Origin of the sequence: Aeromicrobium flavum (genome assembly GCF_007992115.1) — a bacterium.
GTDB classification, from domain to species: domain Bacteria; phylum Actinomycetota; class Actinomycetes; order Propionibacteriales; family Nocardioidaceae; genus Aeromicrobium; species Aeromicrobium flavum.
The window spans coordinates 248,453-274,038 of record NZ_BJZQ01000001.1; the positions used below are offsets into that span (position 1 = coordinate 248,453).

22 protein-coding genes are annotated in these 25,586 nt (G+C 66.2%); 21 read left to right on the top strand and 1 reads right to left on the bottom strand.

What is annotated here, in order from left to right; genetic code table 11:
• Positions 1-71: 71 nt before the first annotated feature.
• Positions 72-3,623 carry a MobF family relaxase gene (gene mobF, locus AFL01nite_RS01235; protein WP_146825274.1) on the bottom strand — a complete coding sequence of 1,184 codons (3,552 nt, stop codon included), beginning with the start codon at positions 3,621-3,623 and terminating at the stop codon, positions 72-74.
• A 336-nt stretch (positions 3,624-3,959) separates the two neighbouring features.
• On the opposite strand from mobF, the gene AFL01nite_RS01240 reads away from it, so the two are divergent.
• The 21 genes from AFL01nite_RS01240 (at position 3,960) to AFL01nite_RS01340 (ending at position 25,586) form a co-directional block, all read left to right on the top strand.
• Positions 3,960-4,574: a hypothetical protein gene (locus AFL01nite_RS01240; protein ID WP_146825275.1), complete on the top strand. Its 615-nt coding sequence runs from the start codon at positions 3,960-3,962 to the stop codon at positions 4,572-4,574.
• Between the two features lie 299 nt (positions 4,575-4,873).
• Positions 4,874-5,512, top strand: a complete 639-nt coding sequence (locus tag AFL01nite_RS01245; RefSeq protein ID WP_246119537.1) for a hypothetical protein — start codon at positions 4,874-4,876, stop codon at positions 5,510-5,512.
• 28 nt (positions 5,513-5,540) lie between these two features.
• Entirely contained in the window at positions 5,541-6,215 is a 675-nt protein-coding gene (locus tag AFL01nite_RS01250; protein ID WP_146825277.1) for an SAF domain-containing protein, read from the top strand.
• Between the two features lie 127 nt (positions 6,216-6,342).
• A complete protein-coding gene (locus tag AFL01nite_RS01255) occupies positions 6,343-6,984 on the top strand; it encodes a CpaE/TadZ family protein (RefSeq protein ID WP_246119538.1) in 642 nt (213 codons plus the stop codon).
• Positions 6,981-8,462, top strand: a complete 1,482-nt coding sequence (locus AFL01nite_RS01260) for a TadA family conjugal transfer-associated ATPase (protein ID WP_146825279.1) — start codon at positions 6,981-6,983, stop codon at positions 8,460-8,462. Before AFL01nite_RS01255 ends, AFL01nite_RS01260 begins: the two co-directional genes overlap by 4 nt.
• Positions 8,459-9,307: a type II secretion system F family protein gene (locus tag AFL01nite_RS01265; protein WP_146825280.1), complete on the top strand. Its 849-nt coding sequence runs from the start codon at positions 8,459-8,461 to the stop codon at positions 9,305-9,307. The genes AFL01nite_RS01260 and AFL01nite_RS01265 overlap by 4 nt, the downstream gene beginning before the upstream one ends.
• Positions 9,304-10,209, top strand: coding sequence for a type II secretion system F family protein (locus tag AFL01nite_RS01270; RefSeq protein ID WP_146825281.1), 906 nt, complete (start codon positions 9,304-9,306; stop codon positions 10,207-10,209). Before AFL01nite_RS01265 ends, AFL01nite_RS01270 begins: the two co-directional genes overlap by 4 nt.
• A gap of 21 nt (positions 10,210-10,230) precedes the next feature.
• The gene (locus tag AFL01nite_RS01275; RefSeq protein ID WP_146825282.1) at positions 10,231-10,416 is read left to right on the top strand and encodes a hypothetical protein; all 186 of its coding nucleotides are present in this window, start codon (positions 10,231-10,233) and stop codon (positions 10,414-10,416) included.
• A complete protein-coding gene (locus AFL01nite_RS01280; protein ID WP_146825283.1) occupies positions 10,385-10,792 on the top strand; it encodes a TadE family protein in 408 nt (135 codons plus the stop codon). Before AFL01nite_RS01275 ends, AFL01nite_RS01280 begins: the two co-directional genes overlap by 32 nt.
• A complete protein-coding gene (locus AFL01nite_RS01285) occupies positions 10,789-11,211 on the top strand; it encodes a TadE/TadG family type IV pilus assembly protein (protein ID WP_146825284.1) in 423 nt (140 codons plus the stop codon). The genes AFL01nite_RS01280 and AFL01nite_RS01285 overlap by 4 nt, the downstream gene beginning before the upstream one ends.
• Complete coding sequence (locus tag AFL01nite_RS01290) at positions 11,208-11,624, top strand: pilus assembly protein TadG-related protein (protein ID WP_146825285.1); 417 nt, start codon at positions 11,208-11,210, stop codon at positions 11,622-11,624. Before AFL01nite_RS01285 ends, AFL01nite_RS01290 begins: the two co-directional genes overlap by 4 nt.
• Complete coding sequence (locus AFL01nite_RS01295; protein ID WP_146825286.1) at positions 11,621-14,731, top strand: LysM peptidoglycan-binding domain-containing protein; 3,111 nt, start codon at positions 11,621-11,623, stop codon at positions 14,729-14,731. The genes AFL01nite_RS01290 and AFL01nite_RS01295 overlap by 4 nt, the downstream gene beginning before the upstream one ends.
• A 567-nt stretch (positions 14,732-15,298) precedes the next feature.
• The gene (locus tag AFL01nite_RS01300) at positions 15,299-16,366 is read left to right on the top strand and encodes a DNA adenine methylase (protein ID WP_186813763.1); all 1,068 of its coding nucleotides are present in this window, start codon (positions 15,299-15,301) and stop codon (positions 16,364-16,366) included.
• Complete coding sequence (locus AFL01nite_RS01305) at positions 16,363-18,513, top strand: DNA methyltransferase family protein (protein ID WP_146825288.1); 2,151 nt, start codon at positions 16,363-16,365, stop codon at positions 18,511-18,513. The genes AFL01nite_RS01300 and AFL01nite_RS01305 overlap by 4 nt, the downstream gene beginning before the upstream one ends.
• Positions 18,510-19,073 (top strand): hypothetical protein, encoded by a 564-nt coding sequence (locus AFL01nite_RS01310; protein WP_146825289.1) that lies wholly within the window; start codon positions 18,510-18,512, stop codon positions 19,071-19,073. Before AFL01nite_RS01305 ends, AFL01nite_RS01310 begins: the two co-directional genes overlap by 4 nt.
• Positions 19,074-19,107: 34 nt before the next feature.
• The gene (locus tag AFL01nite_RS01315; protein WP_246119559.1) at positions 19,108-20,172 is read left to right on the top strand and encodes an AAA family ATPase; all 1,065 of its coding nucleotides are present in this window, start codon (positions 19,108-19,110) and stop codon (positions 20,170-20,172) included.
• Between the two features lie 5 nt (positions 20,173-20,177).
• Complete coding sequence (locus AFL01nite_RS01320; RefSeq protein WP_146825291.1) at positions 20,178-21,449, top strand: 5-methylcytosine restriction system specificity protein McrC; 1,272 nt, start codon at positions 20,178-20,180, stop codon at positions 21,447-21,449.
• Between the two features lie 380 nt (positions 21,450-21,829).
• Positions 21,830-22,744 (top strand): bifunctional DNA primase/polymerase, encoded by a 915-nt coding sequence (locus tag AFL01nite_RS01325; RefSeq protein WP_146825292.1) that lies wholly within the window; start codon positions 21,830-21,832, stop codon positions 22,742-22,744.
• A 358-nt stretch (positions 22,745-23,102) separates the two neighbouring features.
• Positions 23,103-23,915 carry a hypothetical protein gene (locus AFL01nite_RS01330; protein ID WP_146825293.1) on the top strand — a complete coding sequence of 271 codons (813 nt, stop codon included), beginning with the start codon at positions 23,103-23,105 and terminating at the stop codon, positions 23,913-23,915.
• A complete protein-coding gene (locus AFL01nite_RS01335) occupies positions 23,908-24,888 on the top strand; it encodes a ParB N-terminal domain-containing protein (protein ID WP_146825294.1) in 981 nt (326 codons plus the stop codon). Before AFL01nite_RS01330 ends, AFL01nite_RS01335 begins: the two co-directional genes overlap by 8 nt.
• Positions 24,889-24,965: 77 nt before the next feature.
• The gene (locus tag AFL01nite_RS01340; RefSeq protein ID WP_146825295.1) at positions 24,966-25,586 is read left to right on the top strand and encodes a hypothetical protein; all 621 of its coding nucleotides are present in this window, start codon (positions 24,966-24,968) and stop codon (positions 25,584-25,586) included.

A 25,586-nucleotide genomic window follows, 5' to 3' on the forward strand; every position in this document is an offset into this window, starting at 1 on the left:
CCTCTCATTGGTCCACACGTAGCGTCCGGTGCCCACAAGGCGACAGGCATGCCAGAAGATCTGTGGACAACTCAGGGCGAGGCGCTATTGATCGGCGCGGTGCCGACGCTTGTTACCGGTCCGGAAGCACGCGCGGGTGACGACCGCGCGTATTCGGCGATGGCTCGTGCGTGCCGGATTGCCGAACTGGCGTGGATGGCTTCGAGTCGCTGGAGGTCGCTTCGGGCGTGACCGAGGATGCTGAGTCCTTCGATGCTCCAGCGCTCTCGGTAGGCGGCGACCGTGCTGGCGGCCTTGAGCCATTGCGCGCCCTGGGTGGGGTCGTTCGGTCTGTCGCCGAGTTTCGCCAGCCACGGTTCATTGCGGCCGACTGCTGTTTCGGCCAGCGATCGAGAGCGGGATTCGATGAGACGCTCACGTTCCGTTAGGGCGGTGTTCATATCCTCGTCCATCGGTCCGCGTGCGGCAGGCAGGAGGCCGGCGATCAGGTCGGGCGCAGAACCGCGACGGGGACGTTGTGCAGTGGCGTGGCGGGAACGGCTGACCAGGACGGCGCCGACATCCTCGGCATCATCGAGTGAACGGCGGCGGACGAGGCGGGGGAGCAGGACGTCGACGTCGAATCGATCGGCTTCGGCCCGTCGGAGTTCGGCGATCAGGGGGCCGAAGGAGTCGGATTCGATCACTTTGACGACCTGTTCGTAGGAGAGCCCGCTCCTGCGGATGAGGTCGACCCACCGGTCATGCTGGGCGACGGCGGCGATGGTCTCGTATTCGGCAGCGAGTTGGGCGATCGAGGTCCACCGATCCTGTTCGGCCTCGACCATCTGGTGCGCCGACAGTTCGGCGCCGGAGTGCTGGAGCACGCCGAACAGCACGGTTCGCGCCGACACGTCGTCGGGGTCTGGCGGGATGTGGGTGTCGTCGGGCTGGTCGAGGGCTACGTAAGCGGTGTTCGTGTGCCGGCCCCGGGTCATCGAGACGTAGAGATTTTCGCGGGTGGTCGATGAGCCGACCACCACATGCGCGGAATCGACGGTGAGCCCTTGGGCGCGATGGGCTGTGACGGCGTACCCGAGGTTGACGTGCTCGGACACGTAGGCAGCCGGCAAGGTGACTCGACTGCGTCGCGGCTGGTCGATTCGCTCGACCCTGAGCGAGCCGTCATGGCCGACGGCAAGGACCCGCCATCGATCGCCGTTACGGACCCAACCGCCGTCCGCGGCCAGGCGTCGGTCATTGGCGCGTGTGATGACCAGGTCTCCTGCCGACGCATCGGTGCCATCCGAAAGCCGAACCTCCGCTCCCGCCTCCGTGTCCCCGTCAAGGATGCGCTCAACCCGAGCACGGGTGTTGAGTTCGACGACGGCCTGGTTCGCGTCCGTGACCAACACGCTCGAGCGGCCGGCGGCGATGTCGCGTCGCCATGCCGCGTACGCGGCTTCGAGCATTCCCGCAGTCGACCCTTCATGGACGCGTCCGTGGCGGATGTAGGTGGCGATCGCGGGCGCGTGTCCACGCCGGAGCTCGAGGCTCGCGATCTTTTCCCATGCGTGGCTGAACCGGTGCACCTCGGTCAGTTCGGGCGGGTTATCCCTACGTTTGGCGAGCAGGTTGAACGCACCGCCGGCGTCCACCGACTGCAGCTGCGCCCAGTCACCAACGAGCAGGACCTTCGCTCCGGCCGCCTCGGCAAGTCCGGTCAGCCTGTCCAGCGAGAGCGTGCCGGCAAGGGTCGCCTCATCGATGATCACCAGCTGACCGGCCCGGAACTCGGCGCGATCACGGGTGTTCTCGTGCAGCCACTTGGCAGTGTTCTCGCACTCGATGTCCAAGTCGTCAGCGAGGACCTTTGCTGCAGCCGCGCTCGGCGCAAGCCCGACGACACTCGCGCGCCCGTGCTCGGCTTGCCAGGCACGCCGCAGCGCATGCATCGCCGTGGTCTTGCCGGCGCCCGCGGGGCCGATGAGCAGGTCCACCCTGCGTCCAGAAGTCGCGATCCGGGTCAGAGCGGCCGCCTGCTCGTCGCTCAGGAGGTTCCCGTGGTGTTTGCCCCGACACGTGTGAGCGACGACTTCTGCGCTGACGGTCGGAGCGGTCCGCGACTCGGCACGCGATAGCAACCGATCCTCGGCAGCCAACAACTCAGTGGACGTGAAGACGGTCGAGTGCTGAGGCCGGAATCGGGAGGTGCCGTCGGCGCGTCGGAACGGTGTCGGACTGGAGGTGAACTCCGGCGGGGTGATCGCCAAGGAAGAAGCTTCGGCGGCATTGACGACTCGAGCGAGGACGGTCTCGCGATCCTCGGCGGTCGCGAAGCGCCAGCCCATCGTCTGCCGGGAGGCTTCGGCCCACAGATTCCAATGCGCCCACGTCGACCGCTTCTGGCTCACGACATCGACGACCGACCGTCCGAGGGTGGTCAGGAGCTCGACGTCGACATCGTCGGCTCGCAGGCCGGGCGACCGTCGAACGGTCTTGGTGATCTGTCGAGTCCATTCGCTGGGGGACTGACCGAGCGTGCGTTCGGCTCGTGTCCGCCACCCGCGGGTGAGATCAGCCAAGGAACGGATCTGCTTGATTGGCCGGGTGCTCAAGGTGGCCTGGGCGCGCAGCCGGATCACAGTCGTGCGTGTCGGGCGGCGGCCGTGAGCCTCCTCGTACTCGCCGACGAGGCGGTCCTTCTCGACCTCGATCATGCGGGCGCGACCGGAGAACTCCCGCACGAGTCTGTCGCTGACCGCCGAGAGCTCCCAGGACGGGTTGCGGTCCTTGCCGCGACCGCGTGCTTCCCATTCGAGCCCGAAAGTCCGGGTGATCCGATCGGCGAGCACAGCGTTGTAGTGCTCCGAGATCGCGACAGTTGCAGCATGCAGAGCGCGGCTGTCAAGGCTCCGCCAGCGGCCGTCGCCGGCGGTCTTGACCTTGTTCGAGACCACCACGTGGGTGTGCAGTTGCGGATCGCCGAGCCGTGAGTCCCAGTGATCGAAAGCCGCTGCGATCAGTCCCACCACGTCGACCTGGGCGACGGCGCCGGAGCCGTTGCTGGAGCCGGTGCGGGTGGCTGCGACCTCGCGTTCGATCAGGTCGAGCGTCTCCCGGACGGCCTCGTGGTGAGCCTCGACGATCAACGCTTGGGTTCCGGCGTCGGAGACGCCCCACAGCACCGACAAGGACTTGGGGACGCTGAACGTGAAGTCGAACCCGGCAACCGCCCGCCGTTGCTCGATCTCGTGTTCCTCGGCTGTGATGGCCGAGACGGCCTCCTCGCGCTGCGTGTCGGTCAGGGACGGGCTCAGATCAGCGACCCGATCGGCGATGCGTTTGGTGCTCGACGTGAACTGTCGATACGGACGCCCCAATTGATCACCATTGACGGGGTCGCGCCCTAGCCCGAGCAGGAGTGCCAACTGTTCCTCGGAGACCGGGTCGCCAGCCGCGATGTGTCCGTCACCGAGCGCGTGGAGTCCGCTGCCGATCCAGCGCCCCGGGGGAGTGCCGACTTCGGTGTAGTAGCGGGTCATCGGTGTCGAGAGGTTCCGGCTGCCGTCTCCAGTGACGACGGACTTGAGCAGGTACTTGTAACCGTCGCCGGCAGACATCACCTTCATCGACACCGTCATCGGCGGGACACCTCCACCCTCTGCAGGTGTCCACAGGGGGCACTTCGGGCCTACTTATCCACAGGTTGAGCCCACTGAGACGACCTCGATTGCCAGACGTGTAACCCTCCAAACACCGGCGCAGGGCCGAGAGCGGACGGGGTGCGAGGCAACCGACGCACACCTTCGAAGTAGGGCAGCGGTGCCGAAGGGAGTGGATGAACGATGAATGACAGTTGCGAAGGGGTGTCCGTCGGTGCCTCAATGGGACGTGACGGTGCTCAAGCTGGTCGTCAGCGAGCGCGTCGTCTGCGTTCTCCACGGACTATCCGTGGAGGAAGGCGGGTATCGGGGGCCATGACGATCACACGGGGAGTACGCGCATTCGCGACCGCGGCACTGTTGCTGGTCGCGCTGGCGGCTTGCTCCGAGGATGGCGGTGCGACCGCTCCGCCGGCCACGACCTCGGCCCCGGTCGTGACGACGACCCCGACTCCACTGACTGAGTCTCAGGTCGCGTCTGCTGCGGCGGAGGCGAAGCTCCGAGAGTTCTACGAAACCCTCAACCTTCTCCGTCAGGACGCAGCGCGACCTATTTCGGAACTCAAGTCGGTTGCGATCAGTGTCGAGCTGACCGCCCAGCAGCATCTCGTGCGGTCCGAGCGTAGGAAGGGTCGCCGGCAAGTCGGCAACTCCCAAATCGCGGAGCTGAAGGTCCAGTCCGTCAGCCTCGACAACTCCGACCCGAAGGCTGGGAAGGTTCCGGCCGTCTTCATCGACGTGTGCTGGGACGTCAGCAACGTCGATGTGGTTGACAAGAACGGTCGGTCCGTCGTCGTGGCAAACCGGCCCGATGCCGGATGGACTCGCTACACGGTTTCCAATTACCGGTACGCCAGGGACCCCTCCGGTGCATGGCGCGTTTCAGGCGGAGAAGACCTGAAGAAGGCGCCATGTTCGCCCGCGGCCTGACAGGGCTACTCGCCCTTGTCGTACTCCTCGGGAGCGCAGTTTGGTCGGCGCCGGCGACCGCAGAGACGGATTGCAAGCGCGTAGACGCCTCGACGGGAGAGTGCATGATCCGCGTAGAAGTTCCCGGGGGACCGAGCGGCCCCGGAGACTCGCCAGGCGAAGGGCCACGAGATTCCGGTTCGGGTGCGAGTTGCTACTGGGACGGCACGAGCAGCGGGATCCCGGATCCGCCTCCGGGTCCGGTGCCCTGCAGCAATGACTTCGGCTATTGGTCGAACGCGTTGAACTGTTATGTCCGGTTGGCGGACCCGCAGCCGTCCGAGGGGGATCCGGCGTGGCAGGGGCACGAGCCCGGTGACGGGAACGTCTATGAGTGCTGGCAGCCGCAGACGGATCTGCAGATCCAGATCTGGTTGGCGACGCCGCCACCGAACTCCGGTGCCGGCCCAACACCGCGGGAGGTGGCGCAGCTCGCCGTTGACCGCATGAACCTGCGGGCAATCGAGATCGGGATCGTGCCCGAGCCGGGTCCTGATCGGATCGGCATCGTGGGGATGCCGGTTTACATGTGGGTGAAGGACCCGGACGAGCACACCTGGGGGCCGATCACCGCCACCGCGTCGGCCGGCGGGGTCACGATCAGTGCGACCGCGCGCGTGGAGAGCATCCAGTGGGACATGGGTGACGGGACCAAGGTGACGTGTCACAACAAGGGCACGCCCTACAAGTCCGCCTACGGACGGTCGAAGTCCCCGACGTGCGGGCACACCTATGAGACGGAGAGCGCCGGCGAGCCCGGCGACAAGTTCACGGTCACCGCGACGTCGTCGTGGGTCGTGTCCTGGGAAGGGGCTGGACAGAGCGGGACCATCCGCCTGAACGGTCTGCAGCGATCGGTCCGCGTGGCCGTCGGCGAAGCGCAGGTGCTCGTGCAGTAGGCGGGCCTCAGGGGTGAAGGCAATGGGGATGACGACAGCCACCAACAAGGACAGGACCATCGACCACGGGTCAGCCGGTCCGGCCGGACCCCCGCTCGCCCCGCCACCGAAGCTCCGGCGTCGACCAGCGCTGGTCGCGGTCGCCGCGGCCATGGTCTGTCTCGGTGCTGCGCTGGCGGCTTGGGCGTGGACGGCCACCACGAACACGACCGAGGTGCTGGTCGCCCGCGACGGCATCGCGCGCGGGCAGGTGATCGAGGCCGACGACCTCGCGCGGGTGCAGATCGGAACGGACCCGGCACTGGATCCGATGCCGGCGTCTGCGTTCGACACGGTCGTCGGTAAACGTGCCTCCCTTGACATCGCCGCGGGTGGCTTCGTCACTCGCAGCGCACTCGCGACGACGGTGGTCCCGGCCGAGGGGAGTTCGGTGGTCGGGGTTGCCGTGACGCCGGCGCAGGCACCGTCCGAGCCGTTGCAGGTCGGCGACCGGGTCCGGGTGGTGGTGACGCCACCTGCTGGTGACGCGCCGCCTTCGGGGACGCCGGCCGCGAGCGATGCGGAGGTTGTGGGAACGCGGTACTCCGAGGAGACCGGGCAGCTGGTGGTCGATGTGCAGGTCGCAGCCGGCGATGCCACCTTGCTCGCGGCACGGGCGGCGACTGGGAACGTCGCGATCGTGCTCGACAGCCGGGAGCGATGAGATGGCCGTCATCGCGCTCACCTCAGCCTCCGGCTCCCCGGGAGTGACGACCACGTGCTTGGGCTTGGCCTTGTGCTGGCCACGGCCGGTGCTGTTGGTCGAAGCCGATCCCTCTAGCGGATCTGGGGTGTTGGCGGGCTACTTCCGCGGCACCCGCGAGTACCGCGCCGGGCTGATCGAACTCGCGCTCACCAGCAACGATCTGGCAGAGGCGCTGGCCGACGTGGCCGAACCGATCGCCGACACTCAGGTCTCCTTCGTCGCCGGCACCCGCTCCCACACCCAGGCCGCGGCGCTCCGGGATCTGTGGGAACCGCTATCGGGCGTTCTCACCGAGTTGGAGTCGGCAGGTCAGGACGTAATCGTCGACGCCGGGCGCCTCGGACTCATGGGCGCACCGACGCCGCTGCTGGACAGAGCCGACATGACACTCGTGGTGACCCGGACGTCGTTGCCGGCGTTGGCAGCGGTCCGGTCGTGGGGTGACCTCGTCGCCCGATCGCTGAGCGGCTGGGCTGACGCGCGACTGCTGCTGGTGGGGGAGGGCGACCCCTACCGAAGCCGAGAGGTCACCGCCGCCGTGAAGCTGCCGGTGCTGGCCTCGCTGGCCGACGATCCCGAATCCGCGGCGGTCTTCCACCGCGGCGCGGCGCCGACGACGAAGTTTGACACCGGCCCGCTGGTACGGAGCCTGAACGCCACGGTCGCGGCCATCCATGCCGCCATCCGGGCACACCGACTCGACCTCGTCGAAGGAGCGGCGCGATGACGACCACAGAACCGACCGACACCCTGGCCACGGAACTGGGGAAGCTGCCGCTGTTCACCCAGCCCCTGCCGACCAGCGCCGCGCCCGTCGCCAGACATCTGCACGAGGTCCCTTCACTCGGGGCCGCTGTCCCGTCATCGGCGGTGGAGATGGACTGGGCCCTGGTGGCGACCCTGCGAGCCCAAGCATCCCACCGGCTGAGCACGGCTGTCGCCACGGGGCACTCCCGGCTCGCGGGACCGGCGCAACAGGAACTCGGTCGTGCGATCGTGCTCGACCTGCTCGAGTCCACCGTCGCCGAACGCGTCAACGACGGCGCCCCCACGCTGACCCCAGCGGAGCAGGAAGCCACCGCACGGGCGGTGTTCGATGCGCTGTTCCGGCTCGGTCGTCTGCAGCCGTTGGTCGACGACGACCGGGTCGAGAACATCATCATCACCGGCCACGACCACGTCCTGCTCGAACTCACCGACGGCACGCTCCTCGAGGGACCGGCAGTCGCAGACTCCGACGACGAGCTGATCGACTTCCTCGTCTTCCTCGCCTCACGCAGCGAGGTGAACGCACGCGGGTTCTCCGAAGCCCAACCGCGCCTGCACCTACGACTCGACGGAGGATCCCGGCTCGCGGCGGCCGCCTGGGTCACACCCCGGCCGTCGGTGGTGATCCGTCGCCACCGGCTGATGCAGATCACCTTGGACGACCTCGTCGATCGTGACATGCTCACGCCCGTCGCAGCGTCGTTCCTGCGCGCGGCGGTCCGGGCCCGCAAGAGCATCGTCGTGTCAGGCAGTCAGGGCGCCGGCAAGACGACGCTGGTGCGTGCCCTGTGCGCCGAGATCGACCCGCTCGAAGCCATCGGCACCTTCGAGACCGAGTACGAGCTACACCTGCACGAGATGCCCGAACGGCACCGGATCGTGCACCCGTGGGAGGCGCGACCGGGCTCGGGCGAGCGCGGCCTCGACGGGCGCCAAGCCGGGGAGTTCACGCTCGACGAGGCGTTGGTGGACTCGTTCCGGTTCAACCTGTCGCGTCAGATCGTCGGCGAGGTCCGCGGCAAGGAGATCTGGGCGATGATCAAGGCGATGGAGTCCGGTACGGGCTCGATCTCCACCACCCACGCCACCGACGCGATCGCGGCGCTGCGCAAGCTGGTCACCTGCGCGATGGAGGCCGGCTCCCATGTCACCCACGACCTGGCGACCAGCAAGCTCGCCGCCACGATCGACCTGATCGTCCACCTGGACATGACCACCAGTGCCGTCGAGGATTCTCCGAAACGGCATCGTCGGGTGGCTGAGATCGTCGCGGTCGATCCGGGGGAGCGCGACACCGGCTATGCCGCCACGCACGTCTTCACCACCGGCTCGGACGGCACCGCCGTCCCATCGGTCCTCCCGGACCGGTACCGCGCCTTGGCGGCCAACGGGTTCGACCTGGCCGGCTTCCTGAACCAGCAGGAGGCTCGGCGATGACTCCGCTGATTCCCGCGCTGGCAGGCGCCCTGGTCGTCGCCGGGGTGATCGGTCTGGTGGTCGGCCTGCGGCCGACCGAAGTCATCGAGCGTCCCCCTCGACACCGTCGAACGCGACGCATATCCCAACGCAGCACCCGTTTCCTGATCGGCGGTGCGGCAGCGGGTGTGGTCGCGTTCGTGGTCACCGGGTGGGCGCTGGCGCTCGTGGCCGTGCCGGCCGCGTTCGTCGGCCTGCCGATCCTGTTGTCCTCGGCGAGCGCGCAGGATCGGATCGTCCGGCTCGAGGCGATGGAGGAATGGACGCGGACCTTGGCCGGAGTACTGACGGTCGGCGTCGGGCTCGAGCAAGCCTTGGTCACGTCGCTGCGGTCGACGCCGGCGGCCATCGAGCCGGAGGTGACCCGCTTGGTGTCACGCTTGCGGGCTCGGTGGAAGACCGAGGACGCGCTGCGCGCGTTCGCCGATGAACTCGACGACGCCACCGGCGACCTGGTCGCCGCGAACCTCATCCTCGGCGCTCAACGCCGCGGTGCCGGCCTGGCCAGCGTGCTCGAAGGACTCGCCGAGTCGGTCGCCGCCGATGTTCGTGCCCGGCGTCAGGTCGAGGCCGATCGCGCCAAACCTCGCGCCACCGCCCGCTGGGTCACTCTCATCAGCCTGTCCGTGCTGGTCGTGTTGGCGATCTCGGGAACCTACGTCGCCCCGTACCGCACACCTGTTGGGCAGTTGATCCTCGTCGTCCTGCTGACGGCCTATGTGGCGACGTTGGTGTGGATGAAACGGATGGCGATCGGCCGGCCGATGCCCCGATTCCTCGCCACCCCGGAAGGAGCGTCGACATGATCACCGGCCTGCAGGTGATGGTGGCCGCGGGCGCCCTGATCAGCCTGGGCCTGGTGCTGCTGGTTGCGCGACTGGTGCCGGCGGAGCCGGATCTGGCCGACGCCCTCGAGCGTCTCTCACCTCAGCGCCGTGTCACCATCGCCGGGAACCCCGGTGCCGCCGTGTCGGTGAAGGAACGCGTCGGGGTGTGGGCGATCAAGCACCTCCCACCCGGATTGTGGGTGCGCACACCAGTGCGGGAACTCGCGCTCCTGCGGATCTCCACGGCACGCTTCTACGGCGACAAGCTCGCCTTCGCCGCCCTCGGACTGTTCATTGCTCCACTGCTCGCACTCTTCTTCGACGTGCTCGGACTTGGACTACCGATCATGGTCCCGGCGGTCGGGTCGGTGGCACTCGCGACGGTGATGTTCTTCATCCCGAACTACAACGCCATCGACGACGCCCGCAAGGCCCGGATCGAGTTCAGCCGCGCACTCGGTGCCTACATCGATCTGGTCGCCTTGGAGCGCAACAACGGCGCCGGTGTCCGCCAAGCCATGGAAGCCGCCGCGAACGTCGGCGACTCGTGGGTCTTCCGCCGCCTGGCCGAAGAGCTCACCCGGTCCCGCTGGTCAGGGCAACCACCGTGGGACGCCCTGCACGCGCTCGCCGACGAACTCGGGCTGCCCGAGCTGGACGACTTCGCCGACATCATGCGCCTGTCCGGCGAGGAAGGCGCCTCCGTCTACGCGAGCCTGCGCGCTCGGTCCGCGGCCATGCGCACCGCGATGCTCAACGACGAGATTGCCGAGGCCAACGCCATCGGCGAACGGATGACCATCCCCGGCTCCCTGCTCGGGGTCATCTTCATGGCGCTGCTCGTCGCGCCCGCCCTGCTGCGGATGTTCACGAACACCTGACCACCAAGGAAGGAAAACACCATGATGAGTTCACTCGCGGAGCTGCTGTTCTGGCTCCAGACGATGCAACCACCACCCCTGCGACGCGACCGCGGATCGGTGACGACCGAGCATGTGCTCTGGGCCGTTGCCGTCATCGCGATCGTCGCCATCGCCGTCGCCGCCATCCGGGCCTATGTCCAGTCCCAAGCCGGACAGATCACCTGACCGGTCACGTGAGCGCGGCTCGGTCACGGTCGAACTAATCATCTTGCTGCCGGCCCTGTTCGCGGTCATGTTCCTGGGGCTGCAGGCCGCCCTGTTTCACCACGCCCGTGCCGTGGCGATCGCCGCCGCCCAAGAAGGCGCCCACGCCGCCGCGACCGAACACGGCCGCCAACCCGACGGCATCACCGCCGCGACCACCTTCATCGCCGACGCCGGAGGTACCGACGTTCTCACCACGAGTCACGCCACCGCCACCCGCAGCGCGACCACGGTCACCGTGACCGTCCGCGGACGCAGCCTCAGCGTCATCCCGGGTTGGTCACCCCGGGTGGTCCAATCCGCGTCGCTGCCCGTCGAGCGGCTGTCAGCACCATGAACCAGCACGAGCGCGGATCGGCCACGATCGAGGCCGTCATCGGCATCCCGGCATTCATCCTGTTCGTCGGCCTGATCATCTTCGGCGGTCGCGTCGCCACCACCCACGGGGCCGTCGAATCCGCCGCCGCCGACGCAGCACGCTCCGCCTCCATTGCCCGCGACGCCAGCGTCGCCCGTGCGGACGCAGAAGCAGCAGCACGATCGAGCCTGGCCAATCAGAAAATCGCCTGCACGCGCATCGTCGTCGACGTCGGCACCAGCGACTTCGCCCGCCCCGTTGGTCAACCAGGCGAGGTGACCGTCACCGTGACCTGCCGCCTCGACCTGTCCGACCTCGCCGTCCCCGGCGTGCCGGGGACCAAGGCAATCCGGGCACGCATGTCCAGCCCGCTCGACGCCTGGACGGAACGGTCATGACCCGCCGCGAGCAGGGATCGATCAGCCTGTGGCTGGTCACCTCCAGCCTCGTGATGATGATCCTCGTCGGCCTCGCGGTCGACCTCGGTGCACAGGTCCACGCCAAACAACGCGTCCATGCCCTCGCCGCGCAGGCCGCGCGGGCCGGCGGTCAGGAAGTCCAGAACGGACCCGCGGCCGAGGGCAGATACCTCGCGGTCAGCGCCGCGACAGGTCGCACCGCCGCCCAGCGATACCTCACCGCCGCCGGCGTCACCGGCACGGCGACCATCAACGACGGCGACACCATCACCGTGACCGTCCGCGACACCTACCGCCCGAAGTTCCTGAGCCTCATCGGCATCGGCGACCTGCCCGTCACCGGCACCGCCTCAGCGCGACTCATCCGCACCATCGGAGGAAACGAACAATGACCCGTCAACGCCTCCACGGACTCGCTGCCGCCCTGCTCATCGCCGGCTTCATTGCCGGTGTTCCCGCCGTGTTGCTCGTCATCGGTGCTGCGCCGTGGGACCTCGACCTGGACTCCGTGCCAGCGCTGCTCACCCGTCGAGACGACGGTACGCTCGCGCTCATCCTGGTCACTCTCGGCGCCTGGATCGCGTGGGCGATCGTGGCCGCGACCCTGCTCGTCGAGATCGCCGCGACCATCCGCGGAGTGCGGGTCCCTCCAATCCCCGGACTCGGCATCCCCCAATACGGCGCGCGGCAACTCGTCGCCATCGCCGCACTCGCCTTCGCCGCCACGCCGGCCACCGTCATGACGCTCCCGGCGCCACCCGTCCACGCGACACCGTCCATGCCCCCCGACGCTCAGGCGGTCGTGCCGGTGTCGACGCCGCAGGAGACACCAAGCAAGGCCAACCCGGACCGGCCCACGTCGAACAAGTCCGCGGAGCCGACCGCCGACTACGTCGTCAAACGCGGCGACAGCCTTTGGCGAATCGCCGAACGACTCCTGGGCGACGGCACCCGCTACCCCGAGATCGCCACCCTCAACACCGACGTCCTCGGAGCACGCCCCGACTTCATCACCCCCGGGACAGTCCTACGGGTCCCCGACGTTCAGCCGCCGGGCGCCCAGACTGCGGACGGCTATGCCGTGCGCGACGGCGACACTCTCTGGGACATCGCCTCCCGCGAGCTCGGCGACCCGCAGCGGTACCGGGAGATCTTCGAGCTCTCCCGCGACACCGTCCAACCCGACGGCGACCAGATGAGCGACCCAGACGTGATCCGCGCTGGCTGGATCCTTACGCTGCCCGAACAGACACCGGCGGCCGCGGCGCCAGCCGCTAAGGATGAGAACTCGGCACCCTCGAGTGCGCCGGCAGAGGGTCCGCGGCCCGCGCTCCAATCCATCGACCAGTACGTCGGACATGCAGCAGCGCCCACCATCGACACGGCCTACGAAGAACCCGAGGCGCCGACAGGGGATGCGGAGACGGACACGGAGCCGGCCCACTCATGGTTGGTGCCGGGACTGGCCGCCGGGGGAGTGGTCCTGGCCGGCTGCGTCCTCATCACGATCCGAGGTCACCGGCGTACCCAACTGCGCTACCGCCGACCCGGGCAAGTGCTGGCACCCACGCCTGCGGACCTGAGGCCCGTCGAAAAGACCGCGATCAGCGAGGGCTCGACGATTGCCGACACGCTCGAGTTCGTCGACCGAGCCCTCCGGCAGTTGGCCTCCCTGCTCGCGCCCGAGCCGGGACGCACAATCCCGGTCACGCACGCCACCCTTAACACCCGCGCACTCGAGCTCCACCTCAGCGAAACGCTGGAACTACCCGAACCGTGGACCCGAACCGCCACCGGATGGACGATCCCCGCCACCGCCGACGTCGGGGACATCGACGTCATCCCGCCCTGCCCGCTCCTCGTCAGCGTCGGTCAAATCGACGCCGGCGACCTCCTGCTCGTCAATCTGGAGCATTTCGGCACGATCGCGGTGACCGGCGACCCTGACCGCGCAGCCGGACTGGCGCGACACATCACCGCCGAACTCGCCCTCAACCCGTGGTCCCTCGTCGTTCAGACCCACGCCGTCGACATCGCTGCCGAACTTGGGGACATGGTCGGGTACCGGCTGGAGCACGGCTCGGCCGACGATGCGGAGTACGTCACTCGACTCGTCTCCGACGTCCGTTCGACCTTCGAGGCCGGGGCAGGGGACCCCGACCCGTTCCGCGCGGTCATCACGAGCTCGACGAACGGTCTTGATGAAATTGCAGACCTCATCACGTCGCCTGGTCCGCGCCTCGGGACGGCACTCGTGCGAGTCGGTTCGATAGCTCATGGTTCAGAGCGGCTGGTGCTCACCGTCGATGCCGGCGGCCGACTCCGCATCACCGAGCTCGCCCTCGAAGTCTCCGCCGCAGGCCTGTCGCACGAGGAAGCGAAGGCTTGCGCGGCCATCGTGGAGGTCACCCGCGAGACCGAACCGGTGCCTATTCCTGAGTACGACTCCGAGGCGGACGGCTGGCGGTCCCACGTCGACCAAGCCGGCGCGCTGCGTGAGGAGCTGACCGAGCCCCGTGGCGAGGGTCCGGCCGGAGAAGGGTCGCTCCTGCCCGGAGCCACCAACGACTACGTGGTCGCGGCTGCCACCACAGACCAGGACATAGAGAAGCTCGCGCCCGTGGTCTCCGAAGCGACCAGTCACGCCGTGATCGAGTCCGACCCGACCTTGGATGACGATCTCGCCGAATGGCACGACCCGCGCTCCCGTCTACCGAAACTCACTCTTCTCGGCCCGGTCGGGCTGTGCACGAAGAGCAGGAAGCCACCGCCCTCTCGCTCACGTCCACAGCTCATCGAGATCCTCGCGTACATCGCCTTGCACCCCGAGGGCGTGGTGTCCCGGGAACTCTCAACGGTCTTCGGTCGCAGCGTGTCCCGACTCCGCACCGACGTGGGAACCATCAGGGACTGGCTCGGCACCAACCCGAGAACCGGTCGGCCCCACCTCCCGGCTGGAGATGCATCGAAGGTCTACCGGGAGACGAAGGTTGCCGGATACCAAGTTGAGGACGTGCTCATCGATGCCGATCTTTTCAGGCGCCTACGTGCCCGCGGCCAAGCGCGTGGAGCCGACGGTATCGAGGATCTCCGCGAGGCGCTGAGGCTCGTCAAAGGGCGGCCCTTCAGCGAGCGCCGCGAGAAGGGCTGGCACTGGCTCTTCGACGAGAACCACGTACACGAAACAGTGGCGGCAGCAATCATCGACACCGCTCATCTCGTCACCACCCACTCGCTGCGCCAAGGCAACACCGCCCACGCTCGCGAAGCGGTCGAGGTCGCACGCGTGGCGTGTCCGTTCGACGAGCTCAGCCGACTCGACCAGGCACGAGTTGCGGCCGCGGAGGGGGACGAAGAGGCCGCTGAGCACATCCTCGACCAAGGCGTCTTCAACCGCACGGACGGCGATCTCGGACCAGTCGAAGTCCCGGAACGCACGAAGGAGGTATGCGCCCGTGTTCCAGGATGGGACACCGCGAAAGAGCAGTCGACAGGCTGAGATTGCCGCTACTGATGTGTGAAGGACACCGGCAGTGTCCGAATTTGTCGTGAACGAGGTCAAGCGGCCTGACCGTCCTTGGAAGATGTGAGTCGGCCCTCCGCTGGCCGGCGTTCTCGGCGAGAAAGAGTCGCCCCATCGCATGAGTCCTGATTGGAGAATGGTCGCTATGCGGGAGACGTCAACGATTGCGTGCTCCGGTGACCGTTGGGGGCCGACCCGGAATTTGCGCGTCCAGCTCCTACGCGGACAGCATTCGACTGGAGTGACAACAGCCCTCAGAGGCAGGGAGTGATTCGAACCCGGCTGATCGCTCCATCTGTCAGACCTCGGTCCTAGCATCCTTCGCGTGTACGAACATCCCGATCAGCAAGTTCCCTACTCAGCCTCATCGAGCCGGCAAACGCGTGACCTCTTTCGGTCCTCCACGCGGCTGGGGGTGCCCTTGCAGGACGCGCTGGTTCACTCGTCCCTCGATGACTACGTCCGGGCGGCTAGCCTGACTATGGGCCATGGAACTCCGACCTCGGCACGGGTCGAAAGGTCGGAGCGTTTGAGGAGGACTTGGTGAGTGTTCGCTACATCGGTAGCAAAGCGCGTGTAGCGGAGGCCATCCTCGATATCGCAGGGCAACCTAGCGACGGTCGCTTCGTTGACGCATTCTGTGGCACGGGCGCTGTCGCCGCGGTAGCCGCTGCGCGCGGCTGGAGCGTCACGCTGAACGATTCGCTACCCTCGGCCGTCGCGATGAGTATCGGTGCGACTGTGGCAATGGGCAATGTTCGCTTCGAGAGCTTTGGAGGTTATCCGCGAGCTGCAAAGCTGCTCAATGCGACTCCCGGCCGCCCGGGCTTCATCCACGGCGCCTACAGTCCCGCTTCCGCGACTTTCGGCGCCGTCGAACGGCGATACTTCACAGAGGCCAACGCCGCGCGGATCGACAGCATGCGCGCGCAGATCAAAGTGTGGTCGGATGAAGGAAAACTGACGTGGTTTGAGGAGCAGTTGTTACTTGCTGACCTCCTTCGAGCGGCCAATCGCGTTGCAAACATCTCCGGTACATACGGGTGTTTCCTCAAGAACTGGACCCGGTCGGCGCTGCGCGATATTCAGCTCGAGGCTCGTCCTCTGATGGAAGGGTCGACCAACATCGAAGCGGTGGTCGGTGACGTGTTCGATCTCCCCACGGCGGATCGTGACACGGTCTACTTCGACCCTCCGTATACCAAGCGCCAGTACAGTGCGTACTACCACCTACTCGAGACAATTCACGCCGGCGATGCCCCTGACATCGGTGGCATCACCGGATTGCGCCCTTGGAAGGACAAGGCGTCCGAGTTCTCATATAAGAGCAGGGCGCTTGATGCTCTGACGAAGCTCGCCCTGCGCACCCCGGCTCGGCGGATCCTGCTCAGCTACAGCAATGAGGGCCACGTTAGTCAAGAGCAACTTCTTGAAGCGCTGAGTGAAGTCGGAGGGGTGACTCTCCACGAGATCAAGACGATCGGCCGTTACCGCCCAAACGCCCAAGCGTCTGCGGGTGGCGACACGGTTGATGAATTCGTGATCGAGATTAAGCCAGTCGCGTTGAGCCCCTTGACGGTGACCGTTGAACGGTCGGGGGTGCTCGCATGAAGAGTCTCGAGCAGCGACTTCTAGGCCGCGCGGACCAACTGCTCGATGAGGCAGCTGCAGAGGTTTGTCCCGATGCCGACCGTTCAGACGCGCGCTTAACAGTGCTGGAATCGGCCGCTGCGAACCTGGGCGGATGGACGATCGAGGAGTTCTACACCACCGTTGGCCGAGAGCCGTCGGACATGCAGGCCGACCCCGCGCCGTGGGCGGACAAGTTGCTGACCACCGTTGCGGAAACGCCCATCCCGGCACCTCTTGCATTGTCGGCACTGAGTAGGGAGGCGCTCACGGAGAACCTCCAGAGAAAAACTGGCGCGTACTACACAGACTGGCGCTTGGCCGAATTTCTCGCCGGCAGCAGCGTACCTACGGTGAAGGCCGACGGTCCCTGGGTCGACGCAGCGTGCGGCTCAGGAGTGCTTCTCACCGCCGCGGCTATGCAAGTTCCCGCGGGCGAGCGCAGAGACCTGATAATCCGTGACAAGTTGGTGGGTGCCGATCTCTCTAGAAGGGCGCTTCGAGGTGCGCTGCTGTCCGTCGCAAGCCTCACGAGCGATCTGACGGCAATCAGCGGATTCGCTGGCCGACTACTCCTCCAAGACAGCCTTCGTAGCCCTGGCGTCTGGGAGAAGGTTGCTCCCGCCGGTGCCGGCCTGGTCATCGGCAACCCGCCTTGGGAGAAGCTGAAAGCCTCGCGCCACGAACTCGCCAAGAGCCAGGGTTTGGTCCGCTCATATGGACAGAGCTTCGAGACCAGTATCGACCTTGAAACTCAGCGATCGACTCTTCTTGCATACGTCGAGCAAGTCGCATCAGGGACACGTCTGCAGGGCGGAGGTGAGCACGATCTCTACAAGCTCTTCCTCGAACTTGGCATGGGCATCTCTGCTGAGGACGGAGTGCTCGCGCTGCTGTTGCCCGCGGGTTTGGTTCGAGCAAAGGGAACAGAGAGCCTGCGACGTGAGCTTGAGGCTCTAGCGCCCGAACTCTCGATTGCGGTCATCGAGAACCGCGCGGGGCACTTCGCAATCGACACACGCTTCAAGTTCCTCGCGATCGTCGCCAGGATCGGGAGCGGCAGACGGCGACCGATCAGGCTCAAGGTCGCGGACCGTTCTGGCGTCCTTCCAAGTTCGCCGGTCGAGTTGAGCCGGGCTCAACTGCGAGAAGTGCGTCGCGATCTCAGCATCCCTGAGGTGCGAACCAAGGATGAGTGGGATCTGTTCATGCGCCTGTCGAAGAGCGCCACCACCGTCGGCGATCCTGACGGGCCGTGGCGTCCGGAGTACCGCCGAGAGATCGACATGACGCGCGACCGGAAGTCGTTTCAGAACACCCCTAGTGACGAGACGATCCCGCTGCTTGAGGGCCGCCACGTCGCGCAGTACAGGTGGCGTGCCAAGACTTTCTGTTCCGGAGAGGGTCGCTCGGCGATCTGGCGACCCGAACCCTTGGAGGACGCGTCTTTTCGGACTCAATGGCACGTGCCGCTTAGTGCCCTACATGCTGCGACGATCGAACGTACGATGCGGTCCCGTATCGGCTTCTGTGACATCACTGGACAGACCAACGAGCGGTCGCTATTGACCGCTCGGGTCCCTGCCGGGGTGGTTTGCGGCAACAAGGTGCCGACTCTTGTCTTCTCGACCGGTGGCGAGGCACGCGAGGACTTGTTCCTCGCCTTGACCAACTCTCTCGTGGTGGATTGGATGTTGCGCCGAATCGTCACCACCACGGTCAATTACTTCCTCTTGGACACCCTTCCATTGCCGAGGATCGATGAAGATGAACATGTCGGTCAGGAACTGGTCCAGCTTGCACGGCAACTGACTCGTGCCGAGGGTGACGTCTCAATCGACCGTTGGGAGGTTGGGCAGTGGCGCGCGCGGCTGGATGCGCTCGTCGCGGCCGCTTGGGGACTCGACTGCAGTGATCTAGAAACGGTGTTGAGGGACTTTCCGTTGCTAGACCGGGGACAGCCACCGTTGATGGGTGAGACCCGCTCGACGGTCACCGCAGACTGCGCGCTCGCGGAACTCGCGGAGATTCTTGGTATCGCACACCCAAGCGCAAAACGTCGAGAGAATGCTCACGATGAGGGAGCGGTTCCATACGTCCCTGCCGAGTACGCTAGAAGGAATCCATGACTGCCACGCGACCAGTGCTTTTTGTATACAAGGAGATCGTGAGCGGCGATCTGCGCAAACTCCTCGCTGAGTCGAACGACTCGAAGACCGGCGGGGGAGCGAGGGACCTAAGGCTGCCCTGGAAGGCGTTCCGCCCAATCATGAGCCAGATCTTCACGAAAAGTGGCGTCGGCCGCGGTGGCAAAGCAATCAGGATCGCTGATGTGACGTACTTGGACCAGGACGGCCGGCCGAAACGTACTCAGCTCGAATACTGGCCTCCCACCACGGCGCGGCCCGCTGAGGACCGGATCGCCAAGGTCCACGCCAGTCCAGCACTGGGAGGCCAGCTCCCTGAGACCGACCAGGGCCGTGTCTTTGTCGTGTTCAGCAAGTTCGACGACGGCACAGTGCGATGCGACTACGCCTACGAAGATCAGCTGAAGGCCGGACTCTGGGCGGCTGAGGTCCGCGACGCGATCTTCGGATGCATGAGCTCAGCGGCACTCGGGAAGGGAAATCGAACGGTGCAGGGATATCACAACTTCATCGACGGGACGAGTTACTGCCATGCCGACTGAGTCGGTGATCAGTCCCGACGCACGCGCGGTACTGATGGCCCTCGCAACCCGAAAGAACGTCATCATCGCGGGTCCACCAGGAACCGGAAAATCGCGGTTGTTGAATGAAGTCCGTGAGCTCTTTCAGTGGAAGGGCGGGCAAACCGGGTCGGCCCCGGCGGGTCGAATCCCGATACCGGCCGCTGCGGGACCCATTCCGACTTGGTTCCCGAGCCCTGATCAAGACAGTGGCCGCACCGTGTACCAAACGGTGTTCGACCAGAACACCAAGTACCGCGACTTCATGCGCGGACTCGTCCCGAAAGTTGGGGAAGCCGGCGCCTTCGTCGTAACTAGTGGGACTCTCTACAGGGCCGCCACCCACGCGACCCAGGCGGGAAACGCAGCACTAGTGATCGTTGATGAGATCAACCGTGGCCCGGCGGTCGCAGCGTTTGGTAGTGCCCTTGTCGGTCTTGAGGCTGATAAGCGACTTCCCAACGGTTGGGTCGCTACCGCCAGTACACAGTTCTTCGAAATTCTGGGCGACGGTGGCGAGCATGAGCTGTTTGCCCTCCCTGAGGATCTCTACGTTCTCGCCGCGATGAACGAGGCCGATACCAGCGTGGAACCTCTCGACGTCGCGTTTCTACGCCGATTCCACATTCACCGGCTCGAGCCGCGTGTCGAGGTACTTCGCGATCACCTGGGTCTCGGTGAGACACCAGCTCCGCCGCCCGCGGTGCCTTCAAGCGCCCAGGACTACTACGAGGCGCTTGTCCAAGCATTCGAGAAGATCAACGAGCAAGTTCTTCTTGGCCGCGGGCAGGCGTACCAACTCGGACACGGGGCCCTGATGCACGGGCCCGCGGGCCCTAGTGTGGCGGCTGCTCAGGAGTACGTCGCAACTGCGTGGGCAACCCTCCGAGGACATATCGACGAGGTCTTCTTCGGAAACACCCGAGCCGTCTCCGATGTGCTTCGGGCCGAGAACGGCAAGAGCGCCTATTCGCTTCTTGAGTCTACGTTCGCGGGACAGACTGTCCGGCGTATCTCCGGCCCACTCCGCCCTTCTCCGGAGGAGCTCTACAAACTTCTCGCCCTCATTGCAACTGAGTGACAACTATGGAGCGGCTCCTGCTAGAAGAACTTCGCGAACGACCTGGGACGACGGGCGAGGTCGCCGCGCTCAGCGGTCGATCCGAGGGCGAGATCCTGATCGAACTACGGGAACTGAATGATCGGCTTAAAGCGCTACTCGGCTATAAGGACGATCCCATCGTCTCAACCGCCAGCGGGGCGTGGAAGACAGAAGGTATCGCCGGCCTGCTTCGCTTCAACTCGGGAATCGAACTAGAAGTCGTACCGAAGTTCATGGACCGCTCGTCGAACGGATGGCGCTCGGACTTCTTCCTGCTAGCGGTACTGGTTCGCACCGGCCATTTGTTGATCCATGATGAGATCTCCGCCGGGACCCAAGATCGTGGCGACCTCGCGACCCTCATTGCTAGATCGCTGCTGAACCTCCACGCCCAGAACGAGCGGCGGCCGATCCGCTCCTACAGGCGCACCAGAAGTTCCGACTTCGCGATCGACGGCGACGTCGAGTGGGAGAGCCTAGTCCTGCCAGATCCGGACGGGTTTGAACAATCTCGACTCGAACTGACGCGTCGCAATCCCTACAACGGGACGCTCGCGGCGGCCGTGAGAACCCTTCTACCAGAAGTGGCCGATGCCGACACCCAAGAGCAGTTGAGATTACTCGGTCGACGGCTGGCACCGCAGTCGAGCGCCCCGGAGACTTATCCTCCTCTCCCGGCACGTCACCGTAGCTGGCAGCAGGCTTATGACCTAGCCAGACTTGTTGTCGAGGGTCTAGGTCTCAATCTTGATGGTGGCTCGTTCACCGGCACCGGGTTCTTGCTCTCGACGTGGTCGGCGTGGCAATCGTTGTGCGAGGAGGTCGTACGTCGCGCACTGCCCGATCGCAGAGTGATCTCTCAGAAGCGATGGGTTCTTGGATATCGCGGTGACCAACCGGTTTACGCCACGCCCGACATCTCTCCGCTCTCGGAGGCTGAGCCCACTCTTCTCCTGGATGCGAAGTACAAAACTAGGACTGGCCGAACCCCCAGTATCAGCGCAGCTGATGTTTACGAGTCGCTTGCGTTCCTTCGAGCTTCCGGCGCCACCACGTTAAAGCTCCTCTACCCAGCACTGAGTGGGGTCGACCGGTTGCCTCTAGGGGAGTGGACCGCGTTCGACGAAGTCACGGTCGACGACCTGACGATCACTGCCTACGAGGTACAAGTTCGAGGACTTGCATCGTCCGGCGGGTTCGACCACCTCGTTGAAGGCGCTCGCAAAGCACTGTTGCCAAGCCTCGCCGGAGCATAGGACGTCCCTGCTCGCGGGTTAGGAACTGAGACAGCGCCAACTTCGGTTCGCCTCTCGAAGAAGATCACGCCGCGCCGGCAAGATCATCTTGCCTGTCGCTTCTACTCGCGGTTCGGAGACGCCGGCGCGCCTAGGGCGGCGTCCTGAAAGGGTCAACGGACCTCGACAGGTCTCAGTCACGATACCGGCGCCCTCACGTTGCAACCACACCTTGGTCCTGCCGACCGTGGGCGTCCGTGTGCCGGAACTCCACGACTTCTTGAGAATTTTGCGGACGGCCTCTGACCTGCGCAAACACGAAAGTGGACACCCCAGACGGGGTGGGTGTCCGCGGGTGTCCGCATGGGGGTGTCCGCATTTTCGGGTGCACAGTCGACGACATGAGCGCGATCCACCCGGTGATTCAGTCGGAGCCTCGTTGGGTGCCGGAGCTGTTCCGAGCGCTGGGTGATGCTCGAGACCACGCGGCGGCCGTGAGCTTGTTGCTCAGCCGGCGCATTCCGGTCTTCCCGTGCGTGCCGGGTGGGAAGCGGCCGCTAACTCCCCACGGCTTTAAGGACGCGAGCACGAACGTTGCCGACGTCGCGGCTTGGTGGACCCGGTGGCCGGACGCGAACATCGCGATACCGACGGGCGCGCGATCAGGAGTCGATGTCGTCGACGTAGACGTACACACCGCCGGCTCTGGGTTCGCGGCGTTCGAGCACGCGAGGCAAGCCGACCTCATCACTGGCTGGTCATGGCTGGTGCGCACGCCCTCCGGCGGCGTGCATGCCTACTTCCCGGTCGACGCTAGACGCGAGCAGCGCTCGTGGCAGGTGGCGGCCAAGCACATCGACTTCCGCGGCGAGGGTGGCTACATCGTCGTGCCGCCGTCGGCCGTGGCCGACTCCGATGGCGTGGGTGGGGTCTACAAGTCAATCGCCGTCGCCGAGAACCACGAGCCCAAGCCGGTCGACGCCGATGCGTTGCGCTCGTTCCTGGCGCCGTCGAAGACGCTCGCGAGGCCTCAAGGCCGCCCGCCCGTGGGCACGAGTCCGGAGCGGCTCGCGCGGTGGGTCGCCTCCCTCACCGAGGGTGGACGCAACGCCGGCCTGTACTGGGCCGCGAACCGCATGCGCGACGAAGGCCACGACGCCGACGCGACCGCGACGCTGCTGGTCCCCGCCGCAGGTGAGGCGGGCTTGGATGGGCGTGAATCGCTGCGCACGATCCAGTCGGCGTACCGCGCCGCGCCCATCACGCCGTCGGCCCCGGCGCGTCAACTGCAGGCAGCGGAAGGACTGGGACTGTGAACAACGACGAAACGTACGCGCGGCGCCTGGAACGCAGGGTCTGCGACTTCGACCCACCGGATGGGCCGGAGGCCCCGGTGTGGGCGCAGGGGGACCCATCGCGGAACCTGCCGTCCCCGCCGGCTTCGCAAGTGGCCCGTCGCAGATCGGTGACGTGGGTTCGCATCAGCGAACTGCCGGCGGTGGTCGGTTCGCCGGCTGTCCGCCGGGGGATCGATCTCCAGGCGGAACTGGCACGCCGGACCCGACGAGCACCGACGTCGGCTGTCTCGAAGACCCGCTCCGCCGTAACACGCCGCAGCACCGTTGAACCCCGTCCGGGAATCCGTAGCGGCGTCACGGATGGGAGGCGGTCGTTGTGAGCGAGCAACTGAACCTGGAGTCGACCGAGGGTCTGCGGTTCCTTCTCCTGCGACTGGCGTACTCGGGGGAGCGGGCGTGGCAGGAGGAGTCCGAGGTCTCGGACCTCATCGAGTTCCTGACCACCAAGTACGCGGCGCTGGCGAACAAGTACGGACTCGAGCCAGCAGACGCCGCATGCGCGGCGTTCGAGGTCATGCGGACCCGCGCCGCCCGGGTGGCGAACGATACGTGGGCGGTGATCACCCGCGCGGTCCAGCTGAGCCTGATCTACGAGGCGCGCGCCCAAGGCCTGTTGATCTCGAACCAGCACGCCCGGCGCGCCGACGTGGTCTCGTTCCATGACCCGGAACGATTCAGCGAGCGCGAGAACCCGCTGACCGACTTCCACCCGTCACTGCACGCACCGACACCTCCGGATCCGAACGCGCCGACGACCGCGTCGACAGCCGTCACGGCGGCCATCACGCTGTTCGTCGAGAACGGCTGGGACGAGGGCTGCGCCCGCATGACCATCGAGCACATATGCTCCGTGCTCAGCACGTTCGGTGATCGACGAGTCGCCTACGGACGACTCCGTCGCGACGCGAAGGGACGCGAGTCCCTCGAGCTGGACCAGACCGCGTGGATCACCGTGCTGCGGTTGGTGCTGGGGGACCCGCGGCGCGACTACGAAGGAACTCGCCGTGGACGGGGACTGTTGTTGCGGTTGTGCCTGGGCGAGGACCTGGACGAGCTCGGTGCCGACGAGCCGCTCACGAGCATGATCGCAACGGCCGCCCCGACGGTCGCGGGTGAGACGCATGTCTGAGGTGGCCGGCCATCTCGAAGCCGAGCGTCGCGTGGATGCGATCGAGGTCGGCATTCGGCATCGTCGAGACCCCGGCGATCTGGGGCCGTTGATCGCCTCGATCGAGCGGGTGGGACTCCTCCAGCCGATCACGATCACGCCGGAGGGCGTGCTGATCTGCGGCTACCGGCGGCTCGAGGCCGTCAAGCGTCTGGGTTGGCGGGCCGTCCGCGTGTGGGTGCGTCCTGGCCTGTCCTCAGGCTTGACCCGGCTCTTGGCCGAACGCGATGAGAACGTGTTGCACAAGCCGTTGACGGCGCTCGAGGCTGCCCGGCTCTATGACGAGGTCAAGAAGGTCATGCAGGAAGACGCTGACCGCCGTCGGCGAGCATCGCAATTCGCTACGGCCAGCGGCGTTTGTGCAGGTCAGCCCGGTGCCGGTGAATCACCGGCACCGCAGCGCGGCCACGGAGACGTGCGGCACCAAGCTGCTGAGTTCGTCACCCACCGGGCGTCCTATAGCCAGCTTGAGCACATCCTGCGGATGGAGCGGATCGCGGCCGACCGCGACCAGCCGCAGGACGTGCGCCGGGTCGCGGAGGACGAACTCGAACGAATTCGCAACGGCGCGCCCGTTGATCCGGGTTACCAGCGAGTCCGGGCCGTGGCCGAAGCTGCAGCGAACCGACCGGACCCGGACGCCGACTTCGACCACGCCGCGGCGGAGGCTCTCGAGATCGCGAAAGCGGAGAGGCGCGAGCGCATGCGGCGCAATCGAGAGAAGCGAGCCGCCGCGGCCGCTGTCCGCAAGCGCACACCCCGGTCGTTCGTGCTCCTGTGGGCGGAGATGCTCGGCTGGACCGACCACTACGACGCAGAACAGATCGCCCGGGAGGTCAGGGACGACGACTGGCAACTCTTCGAGAAGGTCCTGCAAGAGATGGATGCCTTCGCGCGAGAAGTCAGGAGCCTACGCACCGCGGTGTCCACCTGAGTGATGTCACCTCAACCGAAGGCCCACTCATGCTCATGACAAGACGCCCCATACGTTCCAGGGCCGCGGTAGTCGGCGTGATCGTGCTGGCCACCGGACTCTTGGCCGGGGCGGTGTGGCTTGCGTTCGCTTCAGGCACCAGGAGTTCCTCGACTCAGGTCACTGGACCGACGAATCGACCTGTTGCTTCGGCGCCGACCAACGCCGCGACCACCGCAGCCGCGGTCGTGCGTACCGACGACGCCGAAGAGTTCGTGCGAGCGGTAGCGACAAAGATCTTCACCTGGGACACCCGCAGCGACACCGGCCCCGCTGCTCTGGTTGAGCCGTTCGTGCCTATGGCCGATCCCACCGGCGAGTCCACGCCAGGGTTGATCGCAGATCTGACCAACTACCTGCCGAGTCAGGAAGCATGGAGCGACCTGCGCGACTACGAGACGCGTCAGTGGCTGACCGTGAACTCGGTCCTGGTCCCGGCGCAGTGGAGCACCGCTCTCGAGCAAGCCGGCCCAGGAGCAATGGCGCCCGGCACGATCGCCCAGACGGTCCGCGGTCTCCGTCATCGGTCTGGCGTCTGGGAGGGAGAACCCGTGAACTCGGAACACGAGGTGGTGTTCACGGTCTTCGTGGTCTGCCGTCCGTCCTACCCGCAGTGTCACCTGCTGCGGCTGTCACGACTCGACGATCCGTTGCACTAG